Here is a 22,819-nt window from a genome sequence, read left to right on the forward strand (position 1 = left end):
CGTTCAGTGTGGGTTGCAGGGCGGCGGTGCCGCCCTTGAGGTGGACTGCTTGCTTGTCGACTTAGTTTTCAATTAGTGCGTTGGTGAACACTTCCTGGACATCGTCCAGCAGTTCCAGCGCATCGATCAGCTTTTGCATCTTGATGGCGTCGTCGCCCGCGTACACGGTTTCCGTCGCCGGCTTCATGATGACTTCGGCCACTTCGGCCTTGAAGCCGGCCGCTTCCAGTGCTTCCTTGACGGTGGCGAAATCGTGCACGGGGGTGACCACTTCGAAGCCGCCTTCTTCATCGGCGATGACGTCGTCGGCGCCCGCTTCCAGGGCCGCTTCCATCAGCTTGTCTTCGTCGGTGCCCGGCGCGAACAGCAGCTGGCCGCAATGCTGGAACATGAAGGCGACCGAGCCTTCGTTGCCCATGTTGCCGCCATTCTTGTTGAAGGCGTTGCGCACTTCGGCCACCGTGCGCACCTTGTTGTCGGTCATGCATTCGACGATGACGGCTGCGCCGCCCACGCCGTAGCCTTCGTAGCGCACTTCTTCGTAGTTGGCGCCATCGACGCCGCCGCTGCCGCGGTTGATCGCGCGCTGGACGTTGTCCTTCGGCATGTTCGCGTCAGCCGCCTTGTCGACCGCCAGGCGCAGGCGCGGATTGGTGATGGCGTCGGCGCCGCCCATGCGGGCAGCGACCGTGATTTCCTTGATCAGGCGCGTCCAGATTTTGCCGCGCTTGGCATCGGTGGCAGCCTTTTTATGCTTGATATTGGCCCATTTGCTATGTCCTGCCATGTCGAATCTTCCTTAGACGGGTGTTCAATTGTGGCCGACATTTTAGCATATCGGCCCCCTGCCAAGCGGCATGGCCGCGTCATCAGGATGACACAATCTGTTGCTAAAGTGACGCGCTTTCACCATATCGAGGGCGCGACATCATGGCAAGTCAAATGGACAGGCGGCAATTTCTGAAATTGGGCGGCTTTATTACGGTTTCCGTGGCGACCGCCGGCCTGGCCGCCTGCGGCAGTACCGATTACAGCGATCCTGGCGTGCCGCTGGCGTCGGGCAGCGACTGGAAATTCCCGCAAAGCGTGGCTTCGGGCGATCCGCGCGCCGACAGCGCCATGCTGTGGACGCGCGTCGTGCCCGCCAGTTTCGACGCCGTCGCGCCCGCCGTAGCCAGCAAGTCGGACGTGGCCGTGCGCCTGATCGTCAGCGCCAGCGACAATTCGTCCGCCCTGGGCGGCAATACGGCCCTGGCCGGTACGCCCATCGTCGACGCGAAATTGCCCCTGAAGGCCGATTTCGACAATACCCTGCGCCACAAGGTGACTGGCTTGCAGCCGGGCCAGGTGTATTTCTATCAGTTCATCGCCGGCGACGTGCGCTCGAACGTGGGGCGCTTCAAGACGGCACCCGCCGCCACGGCCGACGTGTCGCAACTGCAGTTCGCCTATCTGACGTGCCAGGACTGGAGCGTCAACCACTGGGGCGCGCTGTCGCACATCGCCGCCAACGAGTCGCTCGATTTTATTGTCCACCTCGGCGACTACATCTATGAAACGGTGGGCGAGGCTTTCCAGAGCGGCGCCGTGGAAAGCCGGCACGACCAGCTGAAGTTGCCCGATGGCACGTATAAAAGCGGCGCGTCCGGCGCCAAGTACGCCACCACATTGGCCGATTACCGCTACCTGTACAAAAAATACCGCACCGATGCGCGCCTGCAAGCCGTGCATGAGCGCTTCGCCTTCATCGCCATCTGGGACGACCACGAGTTCACGGACGACGCCTGGCAGGATGCGTCCACCTATGAAGGCATCGTGGCCGCCGACGGCAGCGACTTGCACCAGCCGGCCCGCCGCCGCAGCGCCAACCAGGCCTGGTTCGAATACATGCCGGCCGACGTCACCTTCGACGCCGCCGCGACGACGTTCCAGAACATCCAGATCTACCGCGATTTCCAGTTTGGCAAGCTGATGCAGCTGGTGATGACGGACGAGCGCCTGTACCGCGCCGACCACGCGATCGCCGAATCGACCATCAACCCGTCCACGGGCAAGCCGCTGGGCAGCATCGGCAGCCGCTATCTGGTGCCGCAAGCGCTGTTCGACAGCGCGGAAGGGCAGAAAATGGCCGCCGCCACGAAAGCTGGCGCCGACCCGCTGGCCGCTGTCGGCATGCTGGGCGCTACCCAGCGCGACTGGTGGAAGAGCAAGATGAAGGCGGCCACGTCCACCTGGAAGCTGTGGGGCAATGAAGTGTCGCTGCTGCGCATGGGCTTGAATGGCACGGATGCGATTGCCACCCTGCTGGCGCTGAGCGCCATGTCGAACCTGGGCAAGGCTATCGCCAGCACACTGCCTTTGGTGAGCGGCAGCGTACCGCTGGCCTCCAGCATCGTCGCGGCCTCGACGGCGGGCGCATCGACGAGCGTGGCGCAGGCAGCGGCCATGGCGATTGCCGGCGCGGCCGCGAATGCCAGCGCGCAGGGCGCCGCTGCCGTGGGCGCCGGCTTGAGCGCGGCCCAGGCCGGCATCACGGTGGCCGCCTTTAACAGCGGCTCGCCTGCCGCTGCCGCGCAAGTGATCGCCTTCGGCTGGATCAAGCCAGACGTGCAGGCCAAGGGCGCAGCGTCAAGCTTTGTCGCCGCTTCCGGCCAACAAGCGGCGCTGGCGCCCTTCTTCACGCGTTTCCTGCTCAATTGCGACCAGTGGGATGGTTACAATAGCGAGCGCAAGAACCTGATGGCGCACCTGAAGACGAATGCCATCGGCAATGTCGTCGCCATCACGGGCGATATCCATTCCTTCTTTGCCGGCACGGTCAGCGATGACTTCGATGCGGCCGGCGGCGGCACGCCTGTCATGGTGGACCTGGTGTCGGCCGGCATCAGCTCGGACTCCTTCTTCAGCTACCTGAAGTCGGCCGCCGGCGCCATGGGCGATATCGGTACTCTCGTCAGCTACCCGCTGGCCATACCCGTCACGGGCCTGGGCACGCTCAATCTCGACATCAACTTGCTCGACTACACCATGGGCAAGGCGGCGCCTAGCGTCGACAGCCTGCTGGAGCAATTGCGCGTGCAACTGCGCGGCGCCCTGGCCGCCAAGGGCGTGCCGGAAGCGCAACTGGATACGACAGTTTCTGCCGTGCAGGCTGGCTTGAAAGCGAGCACTGACTTCAATGCAACCCTGCTGGGCCTGGCGCAGCAATTGTCCGGCCTGGGCAACAACCCGTGGATCAAGCACCTGAACACGGATGCGCAGGGCTACACGGTGGTCACTTTGACGCCAGGCAAGCTGGTGGCGCAGTTCAAGCAGGTGAATAAACTGATCGGCACGGCGGCGCCTTCGAACGTGATTGCGCGCGTGACGACGGCCACGGTGGCGGCGGGCGCGGTGGCGGTGGTGGTGGCGTAACTTATGCGGTCAGACCCTCAATGCCGCTAACTTGGAGCCTTGCGCTGTCGTTTGCGGGGGGGCTGACCCCAGCTTTTGCCTTACAATCTGGGCATGAGCTCCAGTTCCCCGCAAGCATCCCCTGCATCGCTTCCCCGTTCCGTCTACCTCGGTGGCCTGGCCATCGCCGTGGGCGGGGCGGTGCTGTTTTCCACCAAGGCCATCGTCGCCAAGCTGCTGTACCGCTACCAGATCGATGCCGTCACCCTGATCGCCTTCAGGATGATCTTTTCGCTGCCCGTGTTCGCCGTCATCGCCTGGTGGAAGATGCGCACGGAGCCGCCGCTATCGAATAGCGACCGCTGGCGTCTGGTCGGGCTGGGTCTCGTCGGCTATTACCTGTCCAGCTATCTGGACTTTCTCGGGCTGCAATACATTTCCGTGGGCCTGGAGCGCCTGATCCTGTTCCTTACGCCCACCTTCGTGCTGCTCATTACCACCGTGTACTTCAAGCAGAACATCAGCCGCCTGCAGTGGCTGGCCTTGCTCACCTCGTATTGCGGCATCGTGCTGGTCTTCGTACACGACTTGCAGGGCGGTGCCAGCAATGTGGCGTTCGGTTCCACCCTGGTGCTGGGCTCGGCCTGCTCGTATGCCGTGTATCTGCTGGGCTCGGGCGAACTGGTGAAGCGCATCGGCTCGATGCGGCTCGTTTCCTACGCGATGTGCGTGGCCAGCTTTGCCTGCATCGCCCAGTTTTTCATTTTGCGTCCCGTCGAGCTGCTGATACAGCCCATGCCCGTGTATGGCTTGTCGTTATTGAATGGCATCTTTTGCACGGTGATGCCCGTCTTCATGACGATGATCGCCGTCGAGCGTATCGGCGCGCCGGTCGCCTCGCAGGCCGGCATGATCGGCCCCGTATCGACCCTGTTCCTGGGCGCCATGATCCTCGATGAACCGATCACCCACTGGCAACTGGCGGGCACCAGCCTGGTATTGGCCGGTATTTACTTGCTGTCGAAAAAGAAATAATTCCTCCACCCACTGAATTGGTCCTCACCATGAAAACACGCATCGCCCTGATTGCCCACGACAAGAAAAAAGATGACATGATTACCCTGGCGGGCGAATACCTGGACTTTCTCAAAGGCTGCGAACTGTCGGCCACGGGTACCACGGGCGGCCGCCTGATCGCGGAACTGGGCCTGAGCGTCGAGCGCAAGCATTCCGGCCCGTTCGGCGGCGACTTGCAGATCGGCTCCCTGCTGGTGGAAGGCTTGATCGATTGCGTGATCTTTCTGCGCGACCCGATGACGCCACAGCCGCACGAGCCGGACATCAACGCCCTGGTGCGCGCCTGCGACGTGCACAACGTGGCGTGCGCGACGAATCTGTCGTCGGCGCACCTGGTGCTGTCGCAGCTGCAGGCGCGGGCCAACGCCGCCGCCTGATACACCTGAATGAGGAGATGAGCATGAGCGCAACGATTAGCACCAAGGCGATCCGCGTACAGCGCGTGGGCGGCCCGGAAGTGATGGAATACGTGGACGTGGAACTGCCGCCGCCCGGCCCGGGCGAGGCACGCGTCAGGCATGAGGCCATCGGCCTCAATTTCATCGACGTGTATTTCCGCACGGGCCTGTACCCGCAGCCGCTGCCGAATGGCCTCGGCGTCGAGGGCGCGGGCATCGTCGAGGCGGTGGGCGAGGGCGTCAGCGAAGTGAAAGTGGGCGACCGGGTGGCGTATGCGGCACGCATCAATGGCGCGTATGCGCAGCAGCGCAACTTGCCGGCGGCCATGCTGCTGGTGCTGCCAGAGCGCATCGCTTTCGATACGGCGGCTGCCATGATGCTGCAAGGCTTGACGGTGCAATACCTGTTCCACCGCACGGTGGCGCTGAAGGCGGGCGATACCATCCTGTTCCACGCTGCCGCGGGCGGCGTGGGCTTGATCGCTTGCCAGTGGGCGAAGGTGCTGGGCGTGAACCTGATCGGCACGGCCGGTTCCGATGAAAAGGCGGCGCTGGCCAAGGCCCACGGCGCCGCCCACGTCATCAACTACAACACGGAAAACTTCGTTGAGCGCGTGCGCGAGATCACGGGCGGCAAGGGCGTCTCTGTGGTCTACGATTCCATCGGCAAGGAGACGTTTACGGGCTCGCTCGACTGCCTGGCCCCGCTGGGCATGATGGTCAGCTTCGGCAACGCGTCCGGTCCCGTGCCGGCCTTCACCCTCAGTGAACTGGCCTCGCGAGGTTCGCTCTTCATCACGCGCCCGGCCTTGTTCAGCTATGCCTCCAACCGCGCGAACCTGGAAGAAATGGCCACCTCGCTGTTCGGCGTCGTCAGCAGCGGCGAAGTCAAAATCAAGATCAACCAGCGCTACGGTTTAAGCCATATCGCCCAGGCGCACGCGGACCTGGAAGGGCGCAAGACGACCGGCTCGAGCATCATCGTGCCATGAGCGGCGGCAGCGAAAACGACGGCACGCCGAAGTTCGGCCGCCTGCTGATCGTGCTGTTGCTGGCCGTGGCCCTGATCGGCGTACTGACCTTTGCCGCCGAGGCGTATTATTCTTGAGTGAAAAAAAACCGGCTTGCGCATCGCTGCACAAGCCGGTTTTTTGGTGTTGCCACGTAATTATTCCACCTTGACTTCAACCTTGCGCGGCACGCCGCTCTGGCCGGGGAAGTCGGCAAAGGCGCTGGCCACCATGGCCGGCATCACCTGCGACGTGGCGCGCTTGTTGCTGGTCGATTGCACAGTCACGTCGTACAGTTTCTTGCCGTTGCGGTCATTGATCGTCACGCGCAATTCGCGTTCGTATTTATGGCGCACGCTTTCTTCCATGTCCATCGGACCATACCAGTAGGGGTTGTAGCCAAAGCGGCCATAGCCTGGCCATGCGCCGTAGCGGTAGCCGTAGCGGCCAGGCCAGTAGCCTGGGCCATACCAGAATGGGTCGGTGGCTTGCAGCACGCGCTCAGGATAGTCGACGGTGGAAAATTGCATCGCCACGCGCAAATTGGCGGCTGCAGGGCCGGAAGCTTCGCCGAAGCCGTGCCTGGCCAGTTCCGCGCGTACCAGGTTCTGGTAGCTGCGGTACTCCAGCGTGTCGTTTTCCGCCGCTGGCGCCTCGAAGGCATACGATTTGTCCTGCAATTGCGCAGGCCACTCATGGAAGACGGTCACATCGCTGCGTATGGTGGTGGCGCATCCAGTCAGCAACACGGTCAATGCGACCATCATGATGGTGAGATATCGTTTCATTGCATGACCTCCTGATAGTAGACGCAATTCATCGCTTAGTATTATAAGAATAGTTCCATTTGTTTCTATTCATTATTACAGAATGTTACCTGGCATGTCGGCGTGCAAGGGAATCCAACATTCCTGAGCTGAATCGCGACTATCGGGGGCTGGTGTTGGTAAAATAGGCTTTTGCCTCCGCTCCCACCCATTCCCTATGCGCACAGACAGCCCTCAGACGATTTACCGCAAAGATTACACGCCGCCCAGCTTTCTGGTTGACAGCGTCGAACTTGGTTTCGATCTTGATCCCGCCCGCACAGTGGTGGCGAGCAGGATCAGTATGCGCCACAACCCGGCCAGCAGCAGCCGCAGCATCGAATTGCACGGCGAGCACATCGAACTGGTGCAGGTGCGCCTGAATGGCAAGCTGCTGAAACCGTCACAGTACAAGCTGACGGCCAGCATGCTGACCATCCCCAAGGCCCCGGACGAGGTGCTGCTCGATATCGAAACCGTGCTGGCGCCGCAAGACAACACCTCGCTGTCCGGCCTGTACGTATCGAACCATAATTTCTTCACACAGTGTGAGGCCGAGGGCTTCCGCCGCATCACCTTCTTCCCGGACCGCCCGGACGTGATGGCCAAATACACGGTCATGCTGCGCGCCGACAAGGACAAATATCCGGTGCTGCTATCGAACGGCAACCTGATCGAAGAGGGCGACCTTGATGACGGCCGCCATTACGCCAAGTGGGAAGACCCGTTCAAGAAACCATCCTACCTGTTCGCCCTGGTGGCGGCGCGCCTGGTGTGCCAGGAAGAACGCTACACCCTGAAGTCCGGCCGAGAAGTGCTGCTGCAGGTGTGGGTGGAAGACGGCAACCTGGATAAAACCGACTACGCCATGCAGTCGCTGAAAAACTCGATTCGCTGGGACGAGGAGCGCTTCGGCCTGGAACTGGACCTGGACCGCTTCATGATCGTCGCCGTGGGCGATTTCAACATGGGCGCCATGGAAAACAAGGGTTTGAACATCTTCAATACCAAGTATGTGCTGGCCAACTCGCGCGTGGCTACCGACGTCGATTACGCGGGCATCGAAGCGGTGGTGGGTCATGAATACTTCCATAACTGGACCGGCAACCGCGTCACGTGCCGCGACTGGTTCCAGCTGTCGCTGAAGGAAGGCTTAACGGTCTTCCGCGACCAGGAATTCTCGGCCGACATGATCGGCACGGACACGGGCCGCGCCGTCACGCGCATCGACCAGGTGCGCACCCTGCGCCAGGCGCAGTTCCCCGAAGACGCCGGGCCGATGGCGCATCCCGTGCGCCCCGATTCTTTCGTCGAGATCAATAACTTTTATACGGTCACGATTTACGAAAAAGGCGCCGAAGTGGTGCGTATGTATCAGACCCTGGTGGGCCGCGACGGTTTCCGCAAGGGCATGGACCTGTACTTCGAGCGCCATGATGGCCAGGCCGTGCAGTGCGACGACTTCCGCGCCGCCATGGCGGATGCGAATGACCGCGACTTCACCCAGTTCGAGCGCTGGTACAGCCAGGTCGGCACGCCCATCGTCACCGCTTCCACGCGCTATGACGCCGCCAGCCAGACGTTCGAGCTGACCTTGGCGCAAAGCTGCCCCGCCACGCCGGGCCAGCCGAAAAAACTGCCGTTCCACATCCCCGTCACCGTCGGCTTGCTGGCGGCCGACGGCAGCGACCTGCCGTTGCATGTGGATGGCGTGGCAGCCAACGGCGCCACCAGCGTCGTGCTGGAACTGACGCAAGCCTCGCAGACTTTCCGCTTCACGCAGGTGGCGGAATTGCCCGTGCCTTCGCTGCTGCGCGACTTTTCCGCACCCGTGGTGCTGGAGTATGACTACAGCGACGCCGAACTGCTGCACCTGTTCCGTCACGACAGCGACCCCGTCAACCGCTGGGAAGCGGGTCAGCGCCTGGCCATGGAGCGCCTGCTGAAACTGACCGGCGCCGTCGCCGCCGGCGAAGCGCTGGCGCTGGACGACACCTTCATCGAAGCGCAGCGCGCCCTGCTGGCCGACGACACGCTCGATCCAGCCTTCCGCGAACTGGCCCTGATCCTGCCATCGGAAACCATCATTGCCGAGCGCATGGCGCAAGTCGATCCGCAAGCAATCCATGCGGCGCGCCAGTTCATGCGCCGCACGCTTGCTGCAGCTTTGAAACCTGAATTGCTGGCGCAGTACCACGCCAACCAGACGCCAGGCGACTACAGCCCCGACGCCCTGTCGGCCGGCAAGCGCGCCTTGAAAAACCTGGCCCTGTCCTATTTGCTGATTGCGCCAGACGCGCAAGCAATGACGCTGGCGCAGCAGCAGTTCGACAGCGCTGGCAACATGACGGACCGCGCGGCCGCCCTGGGCGCCCTGATACATTCGGGTTCCGCGCAACATGCGCAGGCGGCACTGGCCGGTTTTTATAGCGACTTCGAAAACGAAGCGCTGGTGGTCGACAAGTGGTTCGCCATGCAGGCGGCCGCGCCAGCGACCGATGTGCAGGCCGTGCGCCAGTTGATGACGCACCCGGCGTTCACCTTGAAAAATCCGAACCGCGCGCGCAGCCTGATCTTCAATTTCACCAACGCCAATCCATCGCAGTTCCACGCGGCAGACGGCAGCGGCTACGCCTTCTGGGCCGAGCAAGTCATCGCGCTCGACGCCCTGAACCCGCAGGTGGCGGCCCGCCTGGCACGCTCCATGGACCGCTGGCGCCGATACGTGCCCGCGCTGCAAGGCCTGATGCGCGACGCGCTGGAAAAAGTCGCCGGCCAGGCCAGCCTGTCGAATGACGTGATGGAAGTGGTCAGCAAGGCTTTAGCGAACTAGCACGGCAAATCATCACCAAAACAAAAGGGAATTCATGAAACGCATCAGTCTTACGCAATACCTGGTTGAAGAGCAGCGCTCGAACAACAGCATTCCGGCCGAACTGCGCCTGCTGATCGAAGTCGTTGCGCGCGCCTGTAAAACCATCAGCCACGCCGTCGGCAAGGGCGCACTCGGTGAAGTGCTGGGCACGGCCGACACGGAAAACGTGCAGGGCGAAGTACAGAAAAAACTCGACATCATCTCCAATGAGATCCTGCTCGAAGCGAACGAATGGGGCGGCCACCTGGCGGCCATGGCGTCGGAAGAGATGGAGTCGATCCACCCGATCCCGAACCGCTATCCGAAGGGCGAATACATGCTGCTGTTCGACCCGCTGGATGGCTCGTCTAACATCGACGTCAACGTTTCCATCGGCACCATTTTCTCCGTGCTGAAAGCGCCGGAAGGCATGGGGCAGCCGACCGAGCAGGACTTCATGCAGGCGGGCAGCAAGCAAGTGGCGGCCGGCTACGCCGTGTACGGCCCGCAAACCATGCTGGTGCTGACCTTCGGCAATGGCGTGAACTGCTTCACCCTGGACCGCGAAATGGGTTCGTGGGTCCTCACGCAAAGCAATATGCAGATTCCGCCGACGACCAAGGAATTCGCCATCAATATGTCGAACGCGCGCCACTGGCATCCGCCCGTGAAGCGCTATGTCGACGAATTGCTGGCCGGCGACACGGGTCCGCGCGGCAGCAACTTCAACATGCGCTGGATCGCCTCGATGGTGGCCGACGTGCACCGCATCCTGAACCGCGGCGGCATCTTCATGTACCCGGCCGACCTGCGCGACACCTCGATGCCGGGCAAGCTGCGCCTGATGTACGAAGCGAACCCGATGGCCTTCATCGTTGAACAGGCCGGTGGCGCGGCCACCGACGGCCAGCAGCGCATCATGGACATCGCCCCGCACAAACTGCACCAGCGCGTGCCCGTCTTCCTCGGCTCGAAAGACGAAGTAGCCCGCGTCACGTCCTACCACGCGGAGTAAACGGCGCACTTTTGCATGATTTTCAGCGGCCTGCAGCCGGGCCGCTAAAAAAATGCAAAAAAGTTCGCGTTGACACTAGCAAATTTTGTGCATTGTTTGTAGAATGTGGGTCTTCGCCGTTGTAGCTCAGTTGGTAGAGCAGCACATTCGTAATGTGAAGGTCGCCAGTTCGATTCCGGCCAACGGCACCAAGTATTCGCAGTAAAATCAAAGGGTTACACGCTTCGGCTTGTAGCCCTTTGTCGTTTCAGCTTGTAGCTCGCTTTCAGCAGGGCCGATGTAGGCTTTGCGGGGAGGGGGATTCAATCGCATACGCTGCGCAGAAGAGATGGTTACTACCAATTCGACAAGGAGCGCGCGAGTGCGCGAAAGCTCGGGTAAAGAGAAGCCGCGCCATGACATTCTTCAACGCGACATGCTGCAGCTATGGTACGGCGCGGTGTGCAAGAGGGGAAATCTGCTCATTGCCGTCTATCTGCAAGTTCTGCTGCTTACCGGTGCCAGATTTGAAGAGCTCGCTGCACTGAAGTGGGCAGACGTGAATTTTCAGTGGTGCAGCATCCTGGATAGCTAAGTCCCGTCAATCACTGGCGAGAGGCGGCCAAAGCGATTAAAGAAGCCCTCATCGAGGCGCGGCATAGACACGAGATGGTTCGCGTGCAGTTCCAGTTGGCGTCATTGGGCGGCATGACCTAGCCGCGCAGTAAAAGTTGAGGGCCATGTTTGCCAAGAGAAAATTGCGCCGAATTTCTGTTACATTATGAGTCTGAAGAAGCGTTTGCGAGTCTTGAGTTAAATAAGCGCTTAAGTGTCAATTTTTAACGATCTACAATCGCTACCGGAGATTGCCACATAATCTACCGTATAAGTGACATGTGCCGCCGGCAAACTGGTCGTCGGCATTTTTGCCGCGTTAGCGTCTGCGCCGGCGAGAGGACTTAGTGGAGGGAGGCCATTCAAGAGGACGTCGGCCAAGTTGCGAATGGCAGGGCGTCCCTGGGCAAACATGCCGGCAATTCGTCGGTAAATTGCTTGAGGGCCCTCCATGCAGCCCAACACTTTGCCGACCGCCGGAGGTAGCTCAATGATTCGACTTCTATATCTCAGCAGTGCCGTCCCCTTAATATCAGATAAGCAAGTGCAGGACATCCTGCTTTCCTCGCGTCGAAATAATTCGGCCAACTGTATCACTGGTATTCTAATCCACGGTGGCGGACTGTTCATGCAAGTTTTAGAAGGGCCGGAACAGGAGGTGCTACGGAAGTATGTGAAGATTCTGGATGATCCCAGACACAGCGGCGCACAGATTCTGTATATTTCGCCAGCGACTAATCGGATTTTTGAGAAATGGTCGATGGGGGGTATCGAGAGCGATCCATTGCAATTTCAATATATATCCAAATTGCGCGCTCGCCGTCTAGAGGCCATCGATGTAAATACGTTCACGGATACGATGCGCGAGTTTGCAAAGAGGCTGAGAGACGCGAAGTAGGGTTTGACCAGAAAACCCTGCTTGTGGCGGCCGTTGGTCAATGCCCAGGAGTAAGCTGGATACTCAGCATCTCAGCTTTGATTAGCAGCACCTCAGGCGCAAGCGAACATCTGGCAGGTGGCCTATATGCAGTACTTCTTACGCTAAGCCATTTTACTTAACCATTCCTCAATTGCCTCTCCGGTGAGAGGTCGGCTATATAGATACCCCTGGCCCTTGTCGCATCCCTGCGCGTAAACCACCGCTGCTTGCTGTGCAGTCTCTATTCCCTCCGCGACTGTATTCATGCCTAAGCTACGCGCAACTTTCACAGTTGCTTCTATTAAAACTTCATGATGGCGGCTGGTACCGGCTAAGGTAACAAATGAACGGTCAATCTTGACGGTATCGACGGGCAATAGGTGCAGGCTCGATAAGGAGGAATAACCGGTTCCAAAATCATCCAGGGCGAGCTTGACCCCAAGCTCTTTCAGACGGAGTAACTGTTCTTGGATGTCTTTTCCCTGAGCCGCCAAACTTTCGGTAATCTCCAACTGCAATTTATCTGGCTCCATTCCGCTGGCTGCGAGAATGGCATTAACCTTGCAGCACAAATCTTCTTGGCTGAGCTGCGCACGTGATAAATTTACTGCAAGTAGCCGGGGTGCTCGCGTTCCCAATCGCTGCTCCCAGCGCACAAAATCGCGGCATGCCATTTCCAACACTTTTTCACCGATTGCTCCGATCAGGCCACAGTCCTCGGCGATGCCGATGAACTCCACGGGACCGACTACCCCTCGTACCGGATGTTGCCACCTTACCAAGGCTTCGACGCCTGCAACCGGATCAAACTTCCCGCCAGCCAAGAGCCCTACCACAGGCTGATATAAATTATATAATTCTCCTCGCTCTATTGCATATCGGAGATCTGTTTCCATGCCTCCGCGCAACAACGCATCCTCGCGCATCTGCGGTCTAAATACCTCAAAACGATTCCCTCCTCCGGCCTTGGCGACGGCCATGGCAATCGCAGCGTCGCGAAGCAGATCATCAGCTTCATACGCTTCAGAGTCTAGTATCCTTACACCTGCGCTGAACGTACACGTGAGCTCATGATTCCCTATACGGTATGGTTCGCTCAGGCGGTCAAGCAATCGCGCAGCAATACGTGATGCAACGCTACGATCAGCAAGTCCATCCAATATCACTGCGAACTCGTCGCCTCCCACTCTTGTTGTCAGCTCAGCCGAAGTACGCTTTACAGGTGGCCGGCTACTCGATCTTACTGTCGTGCGCAGGCGTTCCGCCACAAGAACAATGACCTGATCTCCGACCTCATTGCCCAGGGTGTCATTGATCTGCTTAAAACGATCAAAGTTGATGAACAGCACAGCGCAATCATCGCCGCTGGGGGCACGTGTGCGCTGTGTCATCGTATGTAACAATTCGAGTGCGCCCGCGCGATTAGGCAACTGTGTCAACGCATCCAGCTTTGCTGCACTCGCGAGACGACTAGCCAGTAGGCGTTGCTCTCGTACTACCTCATGAGTAGCGTCCAGTAATATTGCCATTAAGCGATTGCCATCAACTTTAAGTAGGCCTAGTGACAATACTGCGGGACTGTCAGGATGATGTCGTTGATTCTCATTTACCGCGACCCTCATACCCTCGCAGATCAGTCCTTGCTCAGGTTTGAAGTTAGTGCACAGGCGCTGCAGATCCGGTGCATACGGCTGTAGTACCTGAAAAAAATTGACAAGATCCCCATCCTGAGAAAGCGGCATTAACAATTGTGAGGCCATAGGGTTGAGCATCTCTATGCTGCCGTCTACTTGCAGCTGTATGAGCGCAACAGGAGCACGGTACAAAAACTGTATTAAAGCCTCATAGGCACTGTCACTTTCACCGCTCATGGCCTACTCCTATATGTTTCGTAGGAAAATCAGCTGCATCACTGTCCAAGAATGCGACTTGGTTTCGACCTCGGCGTTTCGCTGCATACAGGGCTTGGTCGGCGCGCTTCATCAGTCCGTCGAATCCCGTCAGGCTGTCGTCCATTGCCGCAACGCCTATGCTAATAGTGTATGCGATGACATGCTGTTCATATATGGCGGGAATGAGTTGTACTTGTGCCCTTAGACGCTCCGCCACCGCCATTGCATCGGTCAGATCCACAGAGGGCAAAATCACCGCAAATTCTTCGCCTCCGATGCGCGCCAGTACGTCAACCTGTCGACATACGCTCTTCATCGTGGCAGCCAGATGGCACAGCACTGCATCGCCTGCCGGGTGACCGTATTGGTCGTTGATCGCCTTGAAATGGTCGGCATCGAGCATGATCAACGACACAGGCCGCAATGCGTTTTTGCGGCGCAGTATCTCCAGATCTGCAGCGTCGAAAAAAGCGCGGCGGTTTGACAGGCCGGTGAGGTGGTCGCAATAAGCCGCCTTGCGAAGATTCTCGCTGGCATCACGCTTATCTGAAATGTCCCGAATGATCATGCAATAGGCAGCTTCTTCATCGTTCATCTGAATGGGCTGAGAGCTCTCATCGATACGGATGGGCAGTGGCGAGATCATTGCGCTACCCCAGAATTCTCGGCCGTCGGCGCGTAGCCGCGCTCCCTCATCCAAGGCCCAGCCGTTCTCGTCTGCCTCCCGCAAACGGTCCAGTTGCTGTTCTGGGGTGGTCGCCTCGGAGGGGTAAAAAATTGCATATGGCTGCCCCTTGATGCTCGGTGTATGGCCGGTGACCCGTCCAATGCTTTCATTCCAGGACTCGATGCGACCTCGCTTGTCTAAGCTAACCAACGCGTAGTCGGCAATATTAGTCATGATCGCGTTAAGCCAAGCATCCGTCGTGCGCAGCTGTCGTTCGCGCCTGTCCTGCAGGGTGATATCGTTCAGTACCGCCATCAGCCGCTCCGCATCCAGCTTCAGCATACTCAACGATAGCACCTGCGGGCCGCTAGCCGCGCCATCCGCGTGCAGGTAAAGCCGGGTTGCGTCGCAGATTTGGCCATAGTTTGCACAAAACTGACTGCACTGCAGTTGCAGGTCGGGTGCAACCGGCGCGAGAGCATCGAACAGATTGGTCAGCTCGCCGTCTCGGCTCAGCGGCATCAGCAGTTGGGCCGAAAGCGGATTGAGCATGATGATGGTACCGTCCGACGAGATTTGAACCAGGCCTACCGGCGCCATGTACAGAAACTGAAGCAATGCTTCGTATTCCTGAGACTCCTCAGAATGGATGAGGCTGCTCATAAGCGGTGCACCAGGACGTAGGATAGATCGGCCGCTGGATCCGACAGCAAACGCAGCTTGACCCTTGTGGGACGCATGCGCAGTGTCAGCACATAGTTGATCGTGTCGTCCAGGGCTTGCCCGCTTTCGTGCGCGTCCACGAACCGTTGCGCGACGAGGAAATTGTTCATGCACGGCGCGATCACCATGAACAGGTCCTGCAGCAGCACGCGCTCCACGCTGAGTCCGGCCGCCTTCGATTCAAAGGTGTTATAGCGCTGAACCCGACCGTCCTTTCCGAAGCCGATGACACCGAAGCCGAGCGCATTCAGCGCAACTTCATCCATCGTTTCCAGCAGCATGGTGATGCCAGGCTGGTCAAACTGTAATTCTTCATGCATGTTCATTGTTGCCAACTCCTGTACGGATCGCAAGAGGATCTCTGTTATCGTGTTCATCAAGCTGTATGGTGTCTCCAAACCTCACCCAGCAGCGCGTCCATACAAGCGTGGCTTGTCCATCCATATTACGCTCCATCTGCCCCTGGACCATCGCTGATGATCCAGTCGGTAAGCTTGCCCTGCAGGTTCACTGGCAGAGCGGCACCGACCGTGAACGACACCGGGCGCGCCGCAGGCGGCAAGCGCTCCCTGACCCAGGACGCCAACTGGTCCGGCAGGCGCTCGGCCCCGCCGAAGTGCTCGGCCACCACGAACGCCTTCAGCCGGTGCCCTTCGTCCGCACGCATCAGCCGCACGTGGGCCTCGCTTACGCCAGGATGGCGCTTGAGCATCTCTGCCACCTGCGCCGGATAAACATTCCTGCCACCAACCTGCACTGCCTGGTCGCGCCGGCCCACGGGGACGAAACTATTCTCGCCCTGCCAGTCGATCTGATCCTGGCAGTCGCAGCGCAGTTCGGTGCCGTCGGGTGCCTGACGCAGCAAAGTGTCGGTGGACGCAGAGCGCCGCCAGTGCGGCAGCAAGACATAGGGCCGGCGCGCATCGGTGCGCCAGCCCACACCTGCGGTTTCGCTGCTACCGTATACTTCTGCCATATACAAGCCGGACGCGGTCAGTTGCAGTGCCACGTCGCGCGGGCATGGCGCGGTTGACGTCACGCCCGCAACACCACCAGGCCAACTGGGCGCGTGTCGGGCAACGGCGGACCAAAGTTCCGGGTAGCCGATGATCACGTCCCCCTCCGTGGCCTGCGCGATCAACTCCATCGGAAGCATATTTCTCGCATCGATCAGCGAGGCGCGCACCGGGCCGCATGCCAGTGGGAGTAGCACGCTGAACAGGAAGCCATAAATGTGATGCGCAGGAACGGTATAGATGACGCGCCGCGCATGCGGCAGTTGTGCTGCGAAAAAGCATGCCTCTTGCCATAGCATGTCGAGTTTGTGGGGGCAGCACTTGGGCACGCCGCTGCTGCCGGAGGTTTTAAAGCTCAGCTCGGCGCTGTAATGGTCCAGGCCGTTACTGGCGCAGGCGATCCACTGCTCCAGCGTCGTGCACCCCAGCAACGCTTGGTCGGCGCCACTCTCGTGCAGATGTAAACAAGCGGAGATTGCCGTCGCAAGGGCGTAGCGCTCCAGTGAGTCGATACCTAAGTCAGCTTCCAGCTGCAGCCCTCCCGGCCACGGCAACGACGGCAAACCGGCGCTTCCGCGCCGCATCATGATCAATTCAGCGTGCATGAAGTCCGACACAAAACGGCGCAGCAACTCCCCGTCATGCCACCAGTTGGCGCAGTGCCGGTATGCTGCTTGAGTCTGTTTCACTTTAAGCCTTCAAGCGCTACTCTGAGCATGTGGCGGACTATATCGTCAGGCGCCATCTTGGTGTATTTCTGCAAATACTCGACCGCAGGGTCACAGGTTCGAGCGTAATAGCTGAATAATATAACGTCGGTGGGCAGTTCTCGGTTCAACTGCCCCTGCTGCTGTGCCAGCTTCACCAAGGCCTCGAGCTGCCGGTTCAGTTTCATTACTCGCAGCATGTACTTCACATTGCGGATCAACATGTCGCGCACGTGCGGGCTGGTCGATGGCAGGAACGGCAGTCCGCCGTTCAGGCGCACACGCAACGCCCACTCCAGCAGGGACGACAATTTCTGCAGGGGAGTAAGCGCAGTGTCCAGCGCGGCGACATAATCGAGCGCGCCGTCAAGCAGCCGTATCAGCGCTTCACCGACTAGCTCTTCCTTTGATTTAAAGTGCTTGTAAAGGCTGGGCTTGGAGATGCCAACGGTACCGGCGACGTCATCCATGGTCATCAAGTCATAGCCTTTTTGGCTCAGTACCGCCGTTGCGGCATCAAGGATAGCGTTCTCGCGCAGCTTAAATGCTTGATTTTTAAAGCTTAGTCTTGGAAGGATACTCATTGGTAATTTTCGATACTAATCAGTAGCTTTTATTATTTGGAGGTAGTAATATTAGCACGTCAGTAAAAAATGGTCAGAATAATCAACAAAACGACATGAGCCCGCCACGCAAACGTATCGCCATCATCGGCTCCGGCATTTCAGGCCTGGCCAGCGCCTATTTTCTCAACCGCAAGCACGACGTCGTGCTATTCGAGTCCGCCGGCTATCTCGGCGGCCACACCAACACCGTGGACGTGACGCTGGAAGGGCGCTGCCATGGTGTCGATACGGGCTTTTTGGTCTATAACGAGCGGACCTATCCCAACCTTGTGGCGCTTTTCGACGAGCTCGGTGTAGATAGTATCGCCAGCGACATGTCGTTCGGCGTGTCCATGGACGGCGGCGCGCTGGAATGGGCAGGCGCAAGCCTAGATACCGTGTTCGCGCAGCGCGTCAACGTCGGTTCACCTACCTTCCTGCTCATGCTGTGGGACATCCTGCATTTCAACCGCAACGCGGAGCGTTTTCTGCAGTTGTCGAACCAGACCCCGCTGACGCTGGGACAACTTCTGCAGCAGGAGAGCTATGGCGCGCGCTTCCGCGACGCCTACCTGCTGCCGATGGCGGCGGCAATCTGGTCCAGTTCGCCAAGCGATATCTTGCAATTTCCTGCGGCGACCTTTTTGCGTTTCTGTCTCAACCACGGTCTGTTGCAGGTCAACGACCGTCCACAGTGGCGCACGGTCGCAGGCGGAGCCTGCCACTATGTCAACAAGATCGCCGCCACGCTGCCTGACGTTCGTCTGAACACGCCGGTGTATTCTGTGCGGCGCAGCGCGGGCGGCGTTCAGGTGTGGAGCAGCAGCGCGGTCGCCGACGAGTTCGATGCCGTCGTGTTCGCCACCCACGCGCCGACCACGCTGGCCATGCTGCACGACGCCAGCCAGACAGAGCGCGCCATCCTTGGCGGCGTGCGCTACCAGCCCAACACGGCCTACCTGCACACAGACGCGAATCTTATGCCAAGGCGGCGCAAGGTCTGGTCGGCCTGGAACTACCTGGCGGGCGCACAGTCGGACGGGCAGCGTCCAGTGTGCGTGAGCTACTGGCTGAACCAGTTGCAGGCATTGCCATTCGATGCACCGGTGATCGTAACGCTCAACCCGCACACTCTGCCGGCCGACAGCAAACTGCTGGCGAAGTTCAACTACGCCCACCCGGTGATGGACCTGGCCACCGTACGCGCGCAGCAGCAGCTGGCGCAGATCCAGGGCAAGGGCGGTGCCTGGTTCGCCGGCGCCTGGACCGGCTATGGCTTCCACGAAGACGGCCTGAAATCGGCACTGCGCATCTCCGCAGCATTTGACACGGCGCCAGTATGGAGTGTGCTGTCATGAAGCAGCCGGCCGCCCAACTGTTGCACGGCCAGGTGACGCATACGCGCCTGCGTCCGGTGCCGCACCGCTTCGTCTATCCGCTATTTTATGTGCGCTTGAACCTGGCCCGGCTGGACGAATGTCATTCTCGCTGGTTCGGCGTGGACCGCTTGCGGCCGCTGTCGATACGGCGGCGCGACTATGGCCCGCGCGATGGCTCCAGTCTGGAACAATGGATACGCGCTCTGCTGCGCGACCACCACATCGATGCGGATGGCGAAATCTGGCTGCAAACCTTTCCCCGCGTTGCTGGCTATGTATTTAATCCCGTCAGCTTCTGGCATTGCCACGACGCGGCTGGCCAGCTGCGCGTCGTGCTGGCCGAGGTTAACAACACCTTCGGCGAAAGCCACCGCTACCTGATGCGCATCGCCCACACGGAGGGTGGCTCGTCCACGGCCACTGCTGTCAAGCAGATGCACGTGTCGCCGTTCTGCGAGGTGCGGGGACACTACCGCTTCCGCTTCCGCCTGGACGGTGCCAGCCACTGCACCGGGCTTGATTATCACGACGGCGACGGCGTGCTACTGCGCACCGCGCTTAGCGGCCGCCCCGTGCCGATGACCGACAGCGCATTGGCTTTTGCCCTGCTGAGCTATCCGCTTCTGGGGCTGGGCATCGTGTTCCGCATTCACTGGCAGGCGTTCAGGCTCTGGCTGAAACACGTGCCGTTTTTCAGCAAGCCGCCTGCCCCCGCCCATCAAACCACCGTGCACCAGGAGACTGTCCGATGAATCGCACCTTGTCCACCGCCACGCTGTCCGCCCCCGCTGGCGCCCGGCTATTCCTCAGGCTACTGAACAATATCCGTCACGGGCACCTGGAACTGATCACCCCCTGCGATACGCGCATGGTGTTCGGCGACGCCCATGCGTCTTCCGGCGCGACGCTCAAGCTGCACGACTGGCGCGCCTGCCAGCGTATCCTGCGCGCGGGTGACATCGGCTTTGCCGAGGCCTACGCGGCTGGCTGGGCCAGCACGCCCGACCTGACCGCGCTGTTGCGCCTGGCGCTGCGCAACGAAGCGTCGCTGGACCAGTTGGTGTTCGGCGGCGCGCTGGCGCGCTGCTGGTACCGGCTGCGGCACTGGCTGCGCCCCAACACGCGCAAGGGCAGCCAGCGCAATATCCACGCGCATTACGATATTGGCAACAACTTCTACCAGTTCTGGCTCGATCCCAGCTGGACGTATTCCAGCGCGCTGTTCGACGGCGACTACGAGCTGACGCTGCAGGACGCCCAGCGGCGCAAGTACCAGCGTATCATCGACACGCTACAACTACGGCCCGGTCAGTGTGTGCTGGAAATCGGCTGCGGCTGGGGCGGCTTTGCTGAACATGCGGCACAGCAAGGGATCCACGTGCATGGCGTGACGATTTCGCCGTCGCAGTTGGAGGTGGCGCAGCGCCGCGTGCAGGAGCTGGGGCTGGCCGACCGCGTGCAGCTGGAGCTGTGCGATTACCGCGACCTGCGTGGCGAGTACGACGCCGTGGTGTCGATTGAAATGTTCGAGGCCGTGGGTGAGCAGTACTGGCAGCAGTATTTCCATACCGTCGCTGCGCGGTTGAAGCCCGGTGCACAGGCGCTGGTACAGTCGATCACCATCGGTGAACAGTATTTTGCGCGTTACCGCAGCAGCACCGATTTCATCCAGCAGTACATTTTCCCCGGCGGAATGCTGCCCAGTGTCGAACGATTCGAACGCCAGGCGGCCCGCAGCGGCCTGCGCCCAGTCGAACGCCACGCCTTCGGCCGCGACTACGCCGAAACGCTGCGCCGCTGGGATGCTCGTTGCCGCCTGCACCATCCGCAGATCGCGGGCCTGGGCTTCGATGAACACTTCATGCGGATATGGCATATGTACTTTGCCTATTGCGAGGCTGCCTTTGACGAAGGGCGAACCGATGTTGTTCAATTCCTGCTCCAGAAGGCCTAGTCGGCCATGACGTCGCTGTGGCGCCTAGGCCCGGCCACGCCGATGTTCAGGAGACGCGCATGCGCACCCTGAATCGGCCCATCGCTGATCACTTATTTTTTGCTGGCAAAATGAACGATACTGAACCACTCCTGACATGGTATGCCTCGCTGACCCCGGACACCGTTGGACGGGCGGGCGAATTCTACGCGGCGGACGCGCAGTTTCGCGATCCGTTCAACAATGTTTACGGCGTTGCAGCGATAGAGGCGATTTTCCGCCATATGTTTGACCACACCGAGCAGCCGCGCTTCATCATCGGCGAGCGCGTGGTGCAGGGCGACCAGGCCTTCGTCACCTGGCTATTCGTGTTCCACTTGCGCGGCGTGCCGTATCAAATCTCCGGCGGCAGCCATTTGCGTTTCAATGTGGACGGCCTGGTCGTGATGCACCGCGACTACTGGGATGCCGCCGAAGAGCTGCTGGAAAAGCTGCCACTGATCGGCGCCCCGATCCGATGGCTGCGCGGCCGCTTCCGCGTGCCGTTGCCCGATGCAGCAACAAAGGGGAGGAAGGCATGAACGCGGCCCAATCCATCAAGCCGGGCGCATTTCTTCAGTTGGCCGGCTGGATCGCGCTGACCGCCGCTTTTGCAGCGCTGGGCGCATTCGCCTCCGTTCACGCGGCCGTGTTTTATGCACAGCTGGACCGCCCCGGCTGGGCGCCGCCGGCCTGGCTGTTCGGTCCCGTGTGGAGCTTGCTGTATCTGATGATGGCCATCGCCGCCTGGCGCGTCGGTCGTACCGCTGCAAGCCGCGTCTACCCGGCGCTGCTGCTTTATCTGGCACAGCTGGCGGTCAACGCACTGTGGAGCTGGCTATTCTTTGCCTGGCATCTGGGCGCGGCGGCGTTTGCGTGCATCGTTGTGTTATGGCTGATGATCGCGGCGACCATCGTACTGTTCGGCCGCCACGAACGCCTCGCCGCCATGCTGCTATGGCCCTATCTGGCATGGGTCAGCTTCGCCGGGGGGCTGTGCTTCAGTATCTGGCAGCGCAACCCGTCCCTGCTCGGCTAAACGCTACAACGCACTATCAACAACAAGGAATTCCCATGACGAATGAAAAGCAGCTTGACTACCGGGTCGCCGGCACGCCTGCCTCCGCACGCATACGCGCCCGCTTGATGGCAAGCGGTGTCCGTTTCCACGCCAACGACAATATCGCCGACTACATCGAAAGCGGCGAAATGGATGAACTGCTGGACGAGGTCAGCCTGCGCATGCAGGGCGTGCTGGAGAGTCTGGTGATCGACACCGCCAACGACCACAACTCGCAGGACACAGCGCGCCGCGTGGCCAAGATGTATTTGCTGGAAGTGTTCGGCGGGCGTTACATCCCCCCACCGCCCGTGACAGAATTTCCCAACGCCGCCAACCTGAACGAGCTGATGATCATCGGTCCGATCACCGTGCGCAGCGCCTGTTCGCACCACTTGTGCCCGGTCATGGGCAAAGTATGGATAGGTGTGATGCCCAACCAGCACTCCAACCTGATTGGCCTGTCGAAGTATGCGCGGCTGGCGGGATGGATCATGAGCCGCCCGCAGATCCAGGAAGAAGCCGTGGTCCAGCTGGCCGAACTGCTGCAGGAAAAGGTCAAGCCGGACGGTTTGGCCGTGATCATGGAGGCCGATCACTTCTGCATGCAGTGGCGTGGCGTTAAAGACAATGACGCGCGTATGATCAATAGCGTCATGCACGGTTCTTTCCTCAAAGACCCCGCGCTACGGCGGGAGTTCCTCTCATTGATCAAACGCTGATACACCGTCC

21 protein-coding genes and 1 tRNA gene are annotated in these 22,819 nt (G+C 60.1%); 15 read left to right on the forward strand and 7 right to left on the reverse strand.

Going from position 1 to position 22,819, the window contains the following annotated elements:
- Positions 1 to 61 precede the first annotated feature (61 nt).
- A complete protein-coding gene (locus tag K0F85_RS03220; RefSeq protein ID WP_034786485.1) occupies positions 62 to 787 on the reverse strand; it encodes a YebC/PmpR family DNA-binding transcriptional regulator in 726 nt (241 codons plus the stop codon).
- 143 nt (positions 788 to 930) lie between these two features.
- On the opposite strand from K0F85_RS03220, the gene K0F85_RS03225 reads away from it, so the two are divergent.
- The 4 genes from K0F85_RS03225 to K0F85_RS03240 all read left to right on the forward strand — a co-directional run bounded on the left by K0F85_RS03225 (position 931) and on the right by K0F85_RS03240 (position 5,860).
- Positions 931 to 3,414 carry an alkaline phosphatase gene (locus tag K0F85_RS03225; protein ID WP_257572493.1) on the forward strand — a complete coding sequence of 828 codons (2,484 nt, stop codon included), beginning with the start codon at positions 931 to 933 and terminating at the stop codon, positions 3,412 to 3,414.
- Positions 3,415 to 3,507: 93 nt separating this feature from the next.
- The gene (locus K0F85_RS03230) at positions 3,508 to 4,428 is read left to right on the forward strand and encodes a DMT family transporter (protein WP_219114538.1); all 921 of its coding nucleotides are present in this window, start codon (positions 3,508 to 3,510) and stop codon (positions 4,426 to 4,428) included.
- Between the two features lie 29 nt (positions 4,429 to 4,457).
- On the forward strand, positions 4,458 to 4,847 hold the full coding sequence (locus K0F85_RS03235; protein ID WP_219114539.1) for a methylglyoxal synthase: 390 nt from the start codon (positions 4,458 to 4,460) through the stop codon (positions 4,845 to 4,847).
- Positions 4,848 to 4,870: 23 nt separating this feature from the next.
- On the forward strand, positions 4,871 to 5,860 hold the full coding sequence (locus K0F85_RS03240; protein ID WP_219114540.1) for a quinone oxidoreductase: 990 nt from the start codon (positions 4,871 to 4,873) through the stop codon (positions 5,858 to 5,860).
- Positions 5,861 to 6,036: 176 nt separating this feature from the next.
- Here K0F85_RS03240 and K0F85_RS03245 read toward each other — a convergent pair whose 3' ends face one another.
- Positions 6,037 to 6,666, reverse strand: a complete 630-nt coding sequence (locus K0F85_RS03245) for a DUF4136 domain-containing protein (protein ID WP_219114541.1) — start codon at positions 6,664 to 6,666, stop codon at positions 6,037 to 6,039.
- 196 nt (positions 6,667 to 6,862) lie between these two features.
- Here K0F85_RS03245 and pepN point away from each other — a divergent pair, with 196 nt between their 5' ends.
- The 5 genes from pepN (at position 6,863) to K0F85_RS03270 (ending at position 12,045) form a co-directional block, all read left to right on the forward strand.
- On the forward strand, positions 6,863 to 9,517 hold the full coding sequence (gene pepN, locus K0F85_RS03250) for an aminopeptidase N (protein WP_219114542.1): 2,655 nt from the start codon (positions 6,863 to 6,865) through the stop codon (positions 9,515 to 9,517).
- A 34-nt stretch (positions 9,518 to 9,551) separates the two neighbouring features.
- Positions 9,552 to 10,553 (forward strand): class 1 fructose-bisphosphatase, encoded by a 1,002-nt coding sequence (locus K0F85_RS03255; protein ID WP_219114543.1) that lies wholly within the window; start codon positions 9,552 to 9,554, stop codon positions 10,551 to 10,553.
- A 115-nt stretch (positions 10,554 to 10,668) separates the two neighbouring features.
- A tRNA-Thr gene (locus K0F85_RS03260) sits at positions 10,669 to 10,744 on the forward strand.
- Between the two features lie 170 nt (positions 10,745 to 10,914).
- A complete protein-coding gene (locus tag K0F85_RS03265) occupies positions 10,915 to 11,127 on the forward strand; it encodes a hypothetical protein (protein WP_219114544.1) in 213 nt (70 codons plus the stop codon).
- A 471-nt stretch (positions 11,128 to 11,598) separates the two neighbouring features.
- On the forward strand, positions 11,599 to 12,045 hold the full coding sequence (locus K0F85_RS03270) for a BLUF domain-containing protein (RefSeq protein ID WP_257572494.1): 447 nt from the start codon (positions 11,599 to 11,601) through the stop codon (positions 12,043 to 12,045).
- A gap of 143 nt (positions 12,046 to 12,188) precedes the next feature.
- Here the strand turns inward: K0F85_RS03270 and K0F85_RS03275 are convergent, their stop codons facing one another.
- The 5 genes from K0F85_RS03275 to K0F85_RS03295 all read right to left on the reverse strand — a co-directional run bounded on the left by K0F85_RS03275 (position 12,189) and on the right by K0F85_RS03295 (position 17,655).
- Positions 12,189 to 13,937 (reverse strand): bifunctional diguanylate cyclase/phosphodiesterase, encoded by a 1,749-nt coding sequence (locus K0F85_RS03275; protein WP_219114545.1) that lies wholly within the window; start codon positions 13,935 to 13,937, stop codon positions 12,189 to 12,191.
- Complete coding sequence (locus K0F85_RS03280) at positions 13,927 to 15,288, reverse strand: sensor domain-containing diguanylate cyclase (protein ID WP_219114546.1); 1,362 nt, start codon at positions 15,286 to 15,288, stop codon at positions 13,927 to 13,929. The genes K0F85_RS03275 and K0F85_RS03280 overlap by 11 nt, the downstream gene beginning before the upstream one ends.
- Positions 15,285 to 15,674: a phosphonate transporter gene (locus K0F85_RS03285; RefSeq protein ID WP_219114547.1), complete on the reverse strand. Its 390-nt coding sequence runs from the start codon at positions 15,672 to 15,674 to the stop codon at positions 15,285 to 15,287. The genes K0F85_RS03280 and K0F85_RS03285 overlap by 4 nt, the downstream gene beginning before the upstream one ends.
- 119 nt (positions 15,675 to 15,793) lie before the next feature.
- Complete coding sequence (locus K0F85_RS03290) at positions 15,794 to 17,053, reverse strand: AMP-binding protein (RefSeq protein ID WP_219114548.1); 1,260 nt, start codon at positions 17,051 to 17,053, stop codon at positions 15,794 to 15,796.
- Entirely contained in the window at positions 17,050 to 17,655 is a 606-nt protein-coding gene (locus tag K0F85_RS03295) for a TetR/AcrR family transcriptional regulator (RefSeq protein WP_219114549.1), read from the reverse strand. Before K0F85_RS03295 ends, K0F85_RS03290 begins: the two co-directional genes overlap by 4 nt.
- Before the next feature lie 95 nt (positions 17,656 to 17,750).
- Here K0F85_RS03295 and K0F85_RS03300 point away from each other — a divergent pair, with 95 nt between their 5' ends.
- The 6 genes from K0F85_RS03300 (at position 17,751) to folE (ending at position 22,809) form a co-directional block, all read left to right on the forward strand.
- On the forward strand, positions 17,751 to 19,034 hold the full coding sequence (locus tag K0F85_RS03300; RefSeq protein ID WP_219114550.1) for an NAD(P)/FAD-dependent oxidoreductase: 1,284 nt from the start codon (positions 17,751 to 17,753) through the stop codon (positions 19,032 to 19,034).
- On the forward strand, positions 19,031 to 19,807 hold the full coding sequence (locus K0F85_RS03305) for a DUF1365 domain-containing protein (RefSeq protein WP_219114551.1): 777 nt from the start codon (positions 19,031 to 19,033) through the stop codon (positions 19,805 to 19,807). The genes K0F85_RS03300 and K0F85_RS03305 overlap by 4 nt, the downstream gene beginning before the upstream one ends.
- Positions 19,804 to 21,009: a cyclopropane-fatty-acyl-phospholipid synthase family protein gene (locus tag K0F85_RS03310; RefSeq protein WP_219114552.1), complete on the forward strand. Its 1,206-nt coding sequence runs from the start codon at positions 19,804 to 19,806 to the stop codon at positions 21,007 to 21,009. Before K0F85_RS03305 ends, K0F85_RS03310 begins: the two co-directional genes overlap by 4 nt.
- 110 nt (positions 21,010 to 21,119) lie before the next feature.
- Positions 21,120 to 21,569 (forward strand): nuclear transport factor 2 family protein, encoded by a 450-nt coding sequence (locus tag K0F85_RS03315; protein ID WP_219114976.1) that lies wholly within the window; start codon positions 21,120 to 21,122, stop codon positions 21,567 to 21,569.
- Positions 21,566 to 22,066 carry a TspO/MBR family protein gene (locus K0F85_RS03320; RefSeq protein WP_219114553.1) on the forward strand — a complete coding sequence of 167 codons (501 nt, stop codon included), beginning with the start codon at positions 21,566 to 21,568 and terminating at the stop codon, positions 22,064 to 22,066. The genes K0F85_RS03315 and K0F85_RS03320 overlap by 4 nt, the downstream gene beginning before the upstream one ends.
- A gap of 35 nt (positions 22,067 to 22,101) precedes the next feature.
- The gene (gene folE / locus K0F85_RS03325) at positions 22,102 to 22,809 is read left to right on the forward strand and encodes a GTP cyclohydrolase I (protein ID WP_219114554.1); all 708 of its coding nucleotides are present in this window, start codon (positions 22,102 to 22,104) and stop codon (positions 22,807 to 22,809) included.
- Positions 22,810 to 22,819 lie beyond the last annotated feature (10 nt).

It is taken from the genome of Janthinobacterium sp. UMAB-56 (assembly GCF_900095265.1).
Classification (GTDB): domain Bacteria; phylum Pseudomonadota; class Gammaproteobacteria; order Burkholderiales; family Burkholderiaceae_D; genus Janthinobacterium.

Bases quoted from the DNA above. Each gene is read 5' to 3' on its own strand.
- K0F85_RS03220 (WP_034786485.1), bottom strand. From the start codon at position 787: ATGGCAGGACATAGCAAATGGGCCAATATCAAGCATAAAAAGGCTGCC.
- K0F85_RS03225 (WP_257572493.1), top strand. From the start codon at position 931: ATGGCAAGTCAAATGGACAGGCGGCAATTTCTGAAATTGGGCGGCTTT.
- K0F85_RS03230 (WP_219114538.1), top strand. From the start codon at position 3,508: ATGAGCTCCAGTTCCCCGCAAGCATCCCCTGCATCGCTTCCCCGTTCC.
- K0F85_RS03235 (WP_219114539.1), top strand. From the start codon at position 4,458: ATGAAAACACGCATCGCCCTGATTGCCCACGACAAGAAAAAAGATGAC.
- K0F85_RS03240 (WP_219114540.1), top strand. From the start codon at position 4,871: ATGAGCGCAACGATTAGCACCAAGGCGATCCGCGTACAGCGCGTGGGC.
- K0F85_RS03245 (WP_219114541.1), bottom strand. From the start codon at position 6,666: ATGAAACGATATCTCACCATCATGATGGTCGCATTGACCGTGTTGCTG.
- pepN (WP_219114542.1), top strand. From the start codon at position 6,863: ATGCGCACAGACAGCCCTCAGACGATTTACCGCAAAGATTACACGCCG.
- K0F85_RS03255 (WP_219114543.1), top strand. From the start codon at position 9,552: ATGAAACGCATCAGTCTTACGCAATACCTGGTTGAAGAGCAGCGCTCG.
- K0F85_RS03270 (WP_257572494.1), top strand. From the start codon at position 11,599: ATGCAGCCCAACACTTTGCCGACCGCCGGAGGTAGCTCAATGATTCGA.
- K0F85_RS03275 (WP_219114545.1), bottom strand. From the start codon at position 13,937: ATGAGCGGTGAAAGTGACAGTGCCTATGAGGCTTTAATACAGTTTTTG.
- K0F85_RS03280 (WP_219114546.1), bottom strand. From the start codon at position 15,288: ATGAGCAGCCTCATCCATTCTGAGGAGTCTCAGGAATACGAAGCATTG.
- K0F85_RS03285 (WP_219114547.1), bottom strand. From the start codon at position 15,674: ATGAACATGCATGAAGAATTACAGTTTGACCAGCCTGGCATCACCATG.
- K0F85_RS03295 (WP_219114549.1), bottom strand. From the start codon at position 17,655: ATGAGTATCCTTCCAAGACTAAGCTTTAAAAATCAAGCATTTAAGCTG.
- K0F85_RS03300 (WP_219114550.1), top strand. From the start codon at position 17,751: ATGAGCCCGCCACGCAAACGTATCGCCATCATCGGCTCCGGCATTTCA.
- K0F85_RS03305 (WP_219114551.1), top strand. From the start codon at position 19,031: ATGAAGCAGCCGGCCGCCCAACTGTTGCACGGCCAGGTGACGCATACG.
- K0F85_RS03310 (WP_219114552.1), top strand. From the start codon at position 19,804: ATGAATCGCACCTTGTCCACCGCCACGCTGTCCGCCCCCGCTGGCGCC.
- K0F85_RS03315 (WP_219114976.1), top strand. From the start codon at position 21,120: ATGAACGATACTGAACCACTCCTGACATGGTATGCCTCGCTGACCCCG.
- K0F85_RS03320 (WP_219114553.1), top strand. From the start codon at position 21,566: ATGAACGCGGCCCAATCCATCAAGCCGGGCGCATTTCTTCAGTTGGCC.
- folE (WP_219114554.1), top strand. From the start codon at position 22,102: ATGACGAATGAAAAGCAGCTTGACTACCGGGTCGCCGGCACGCCTGCC.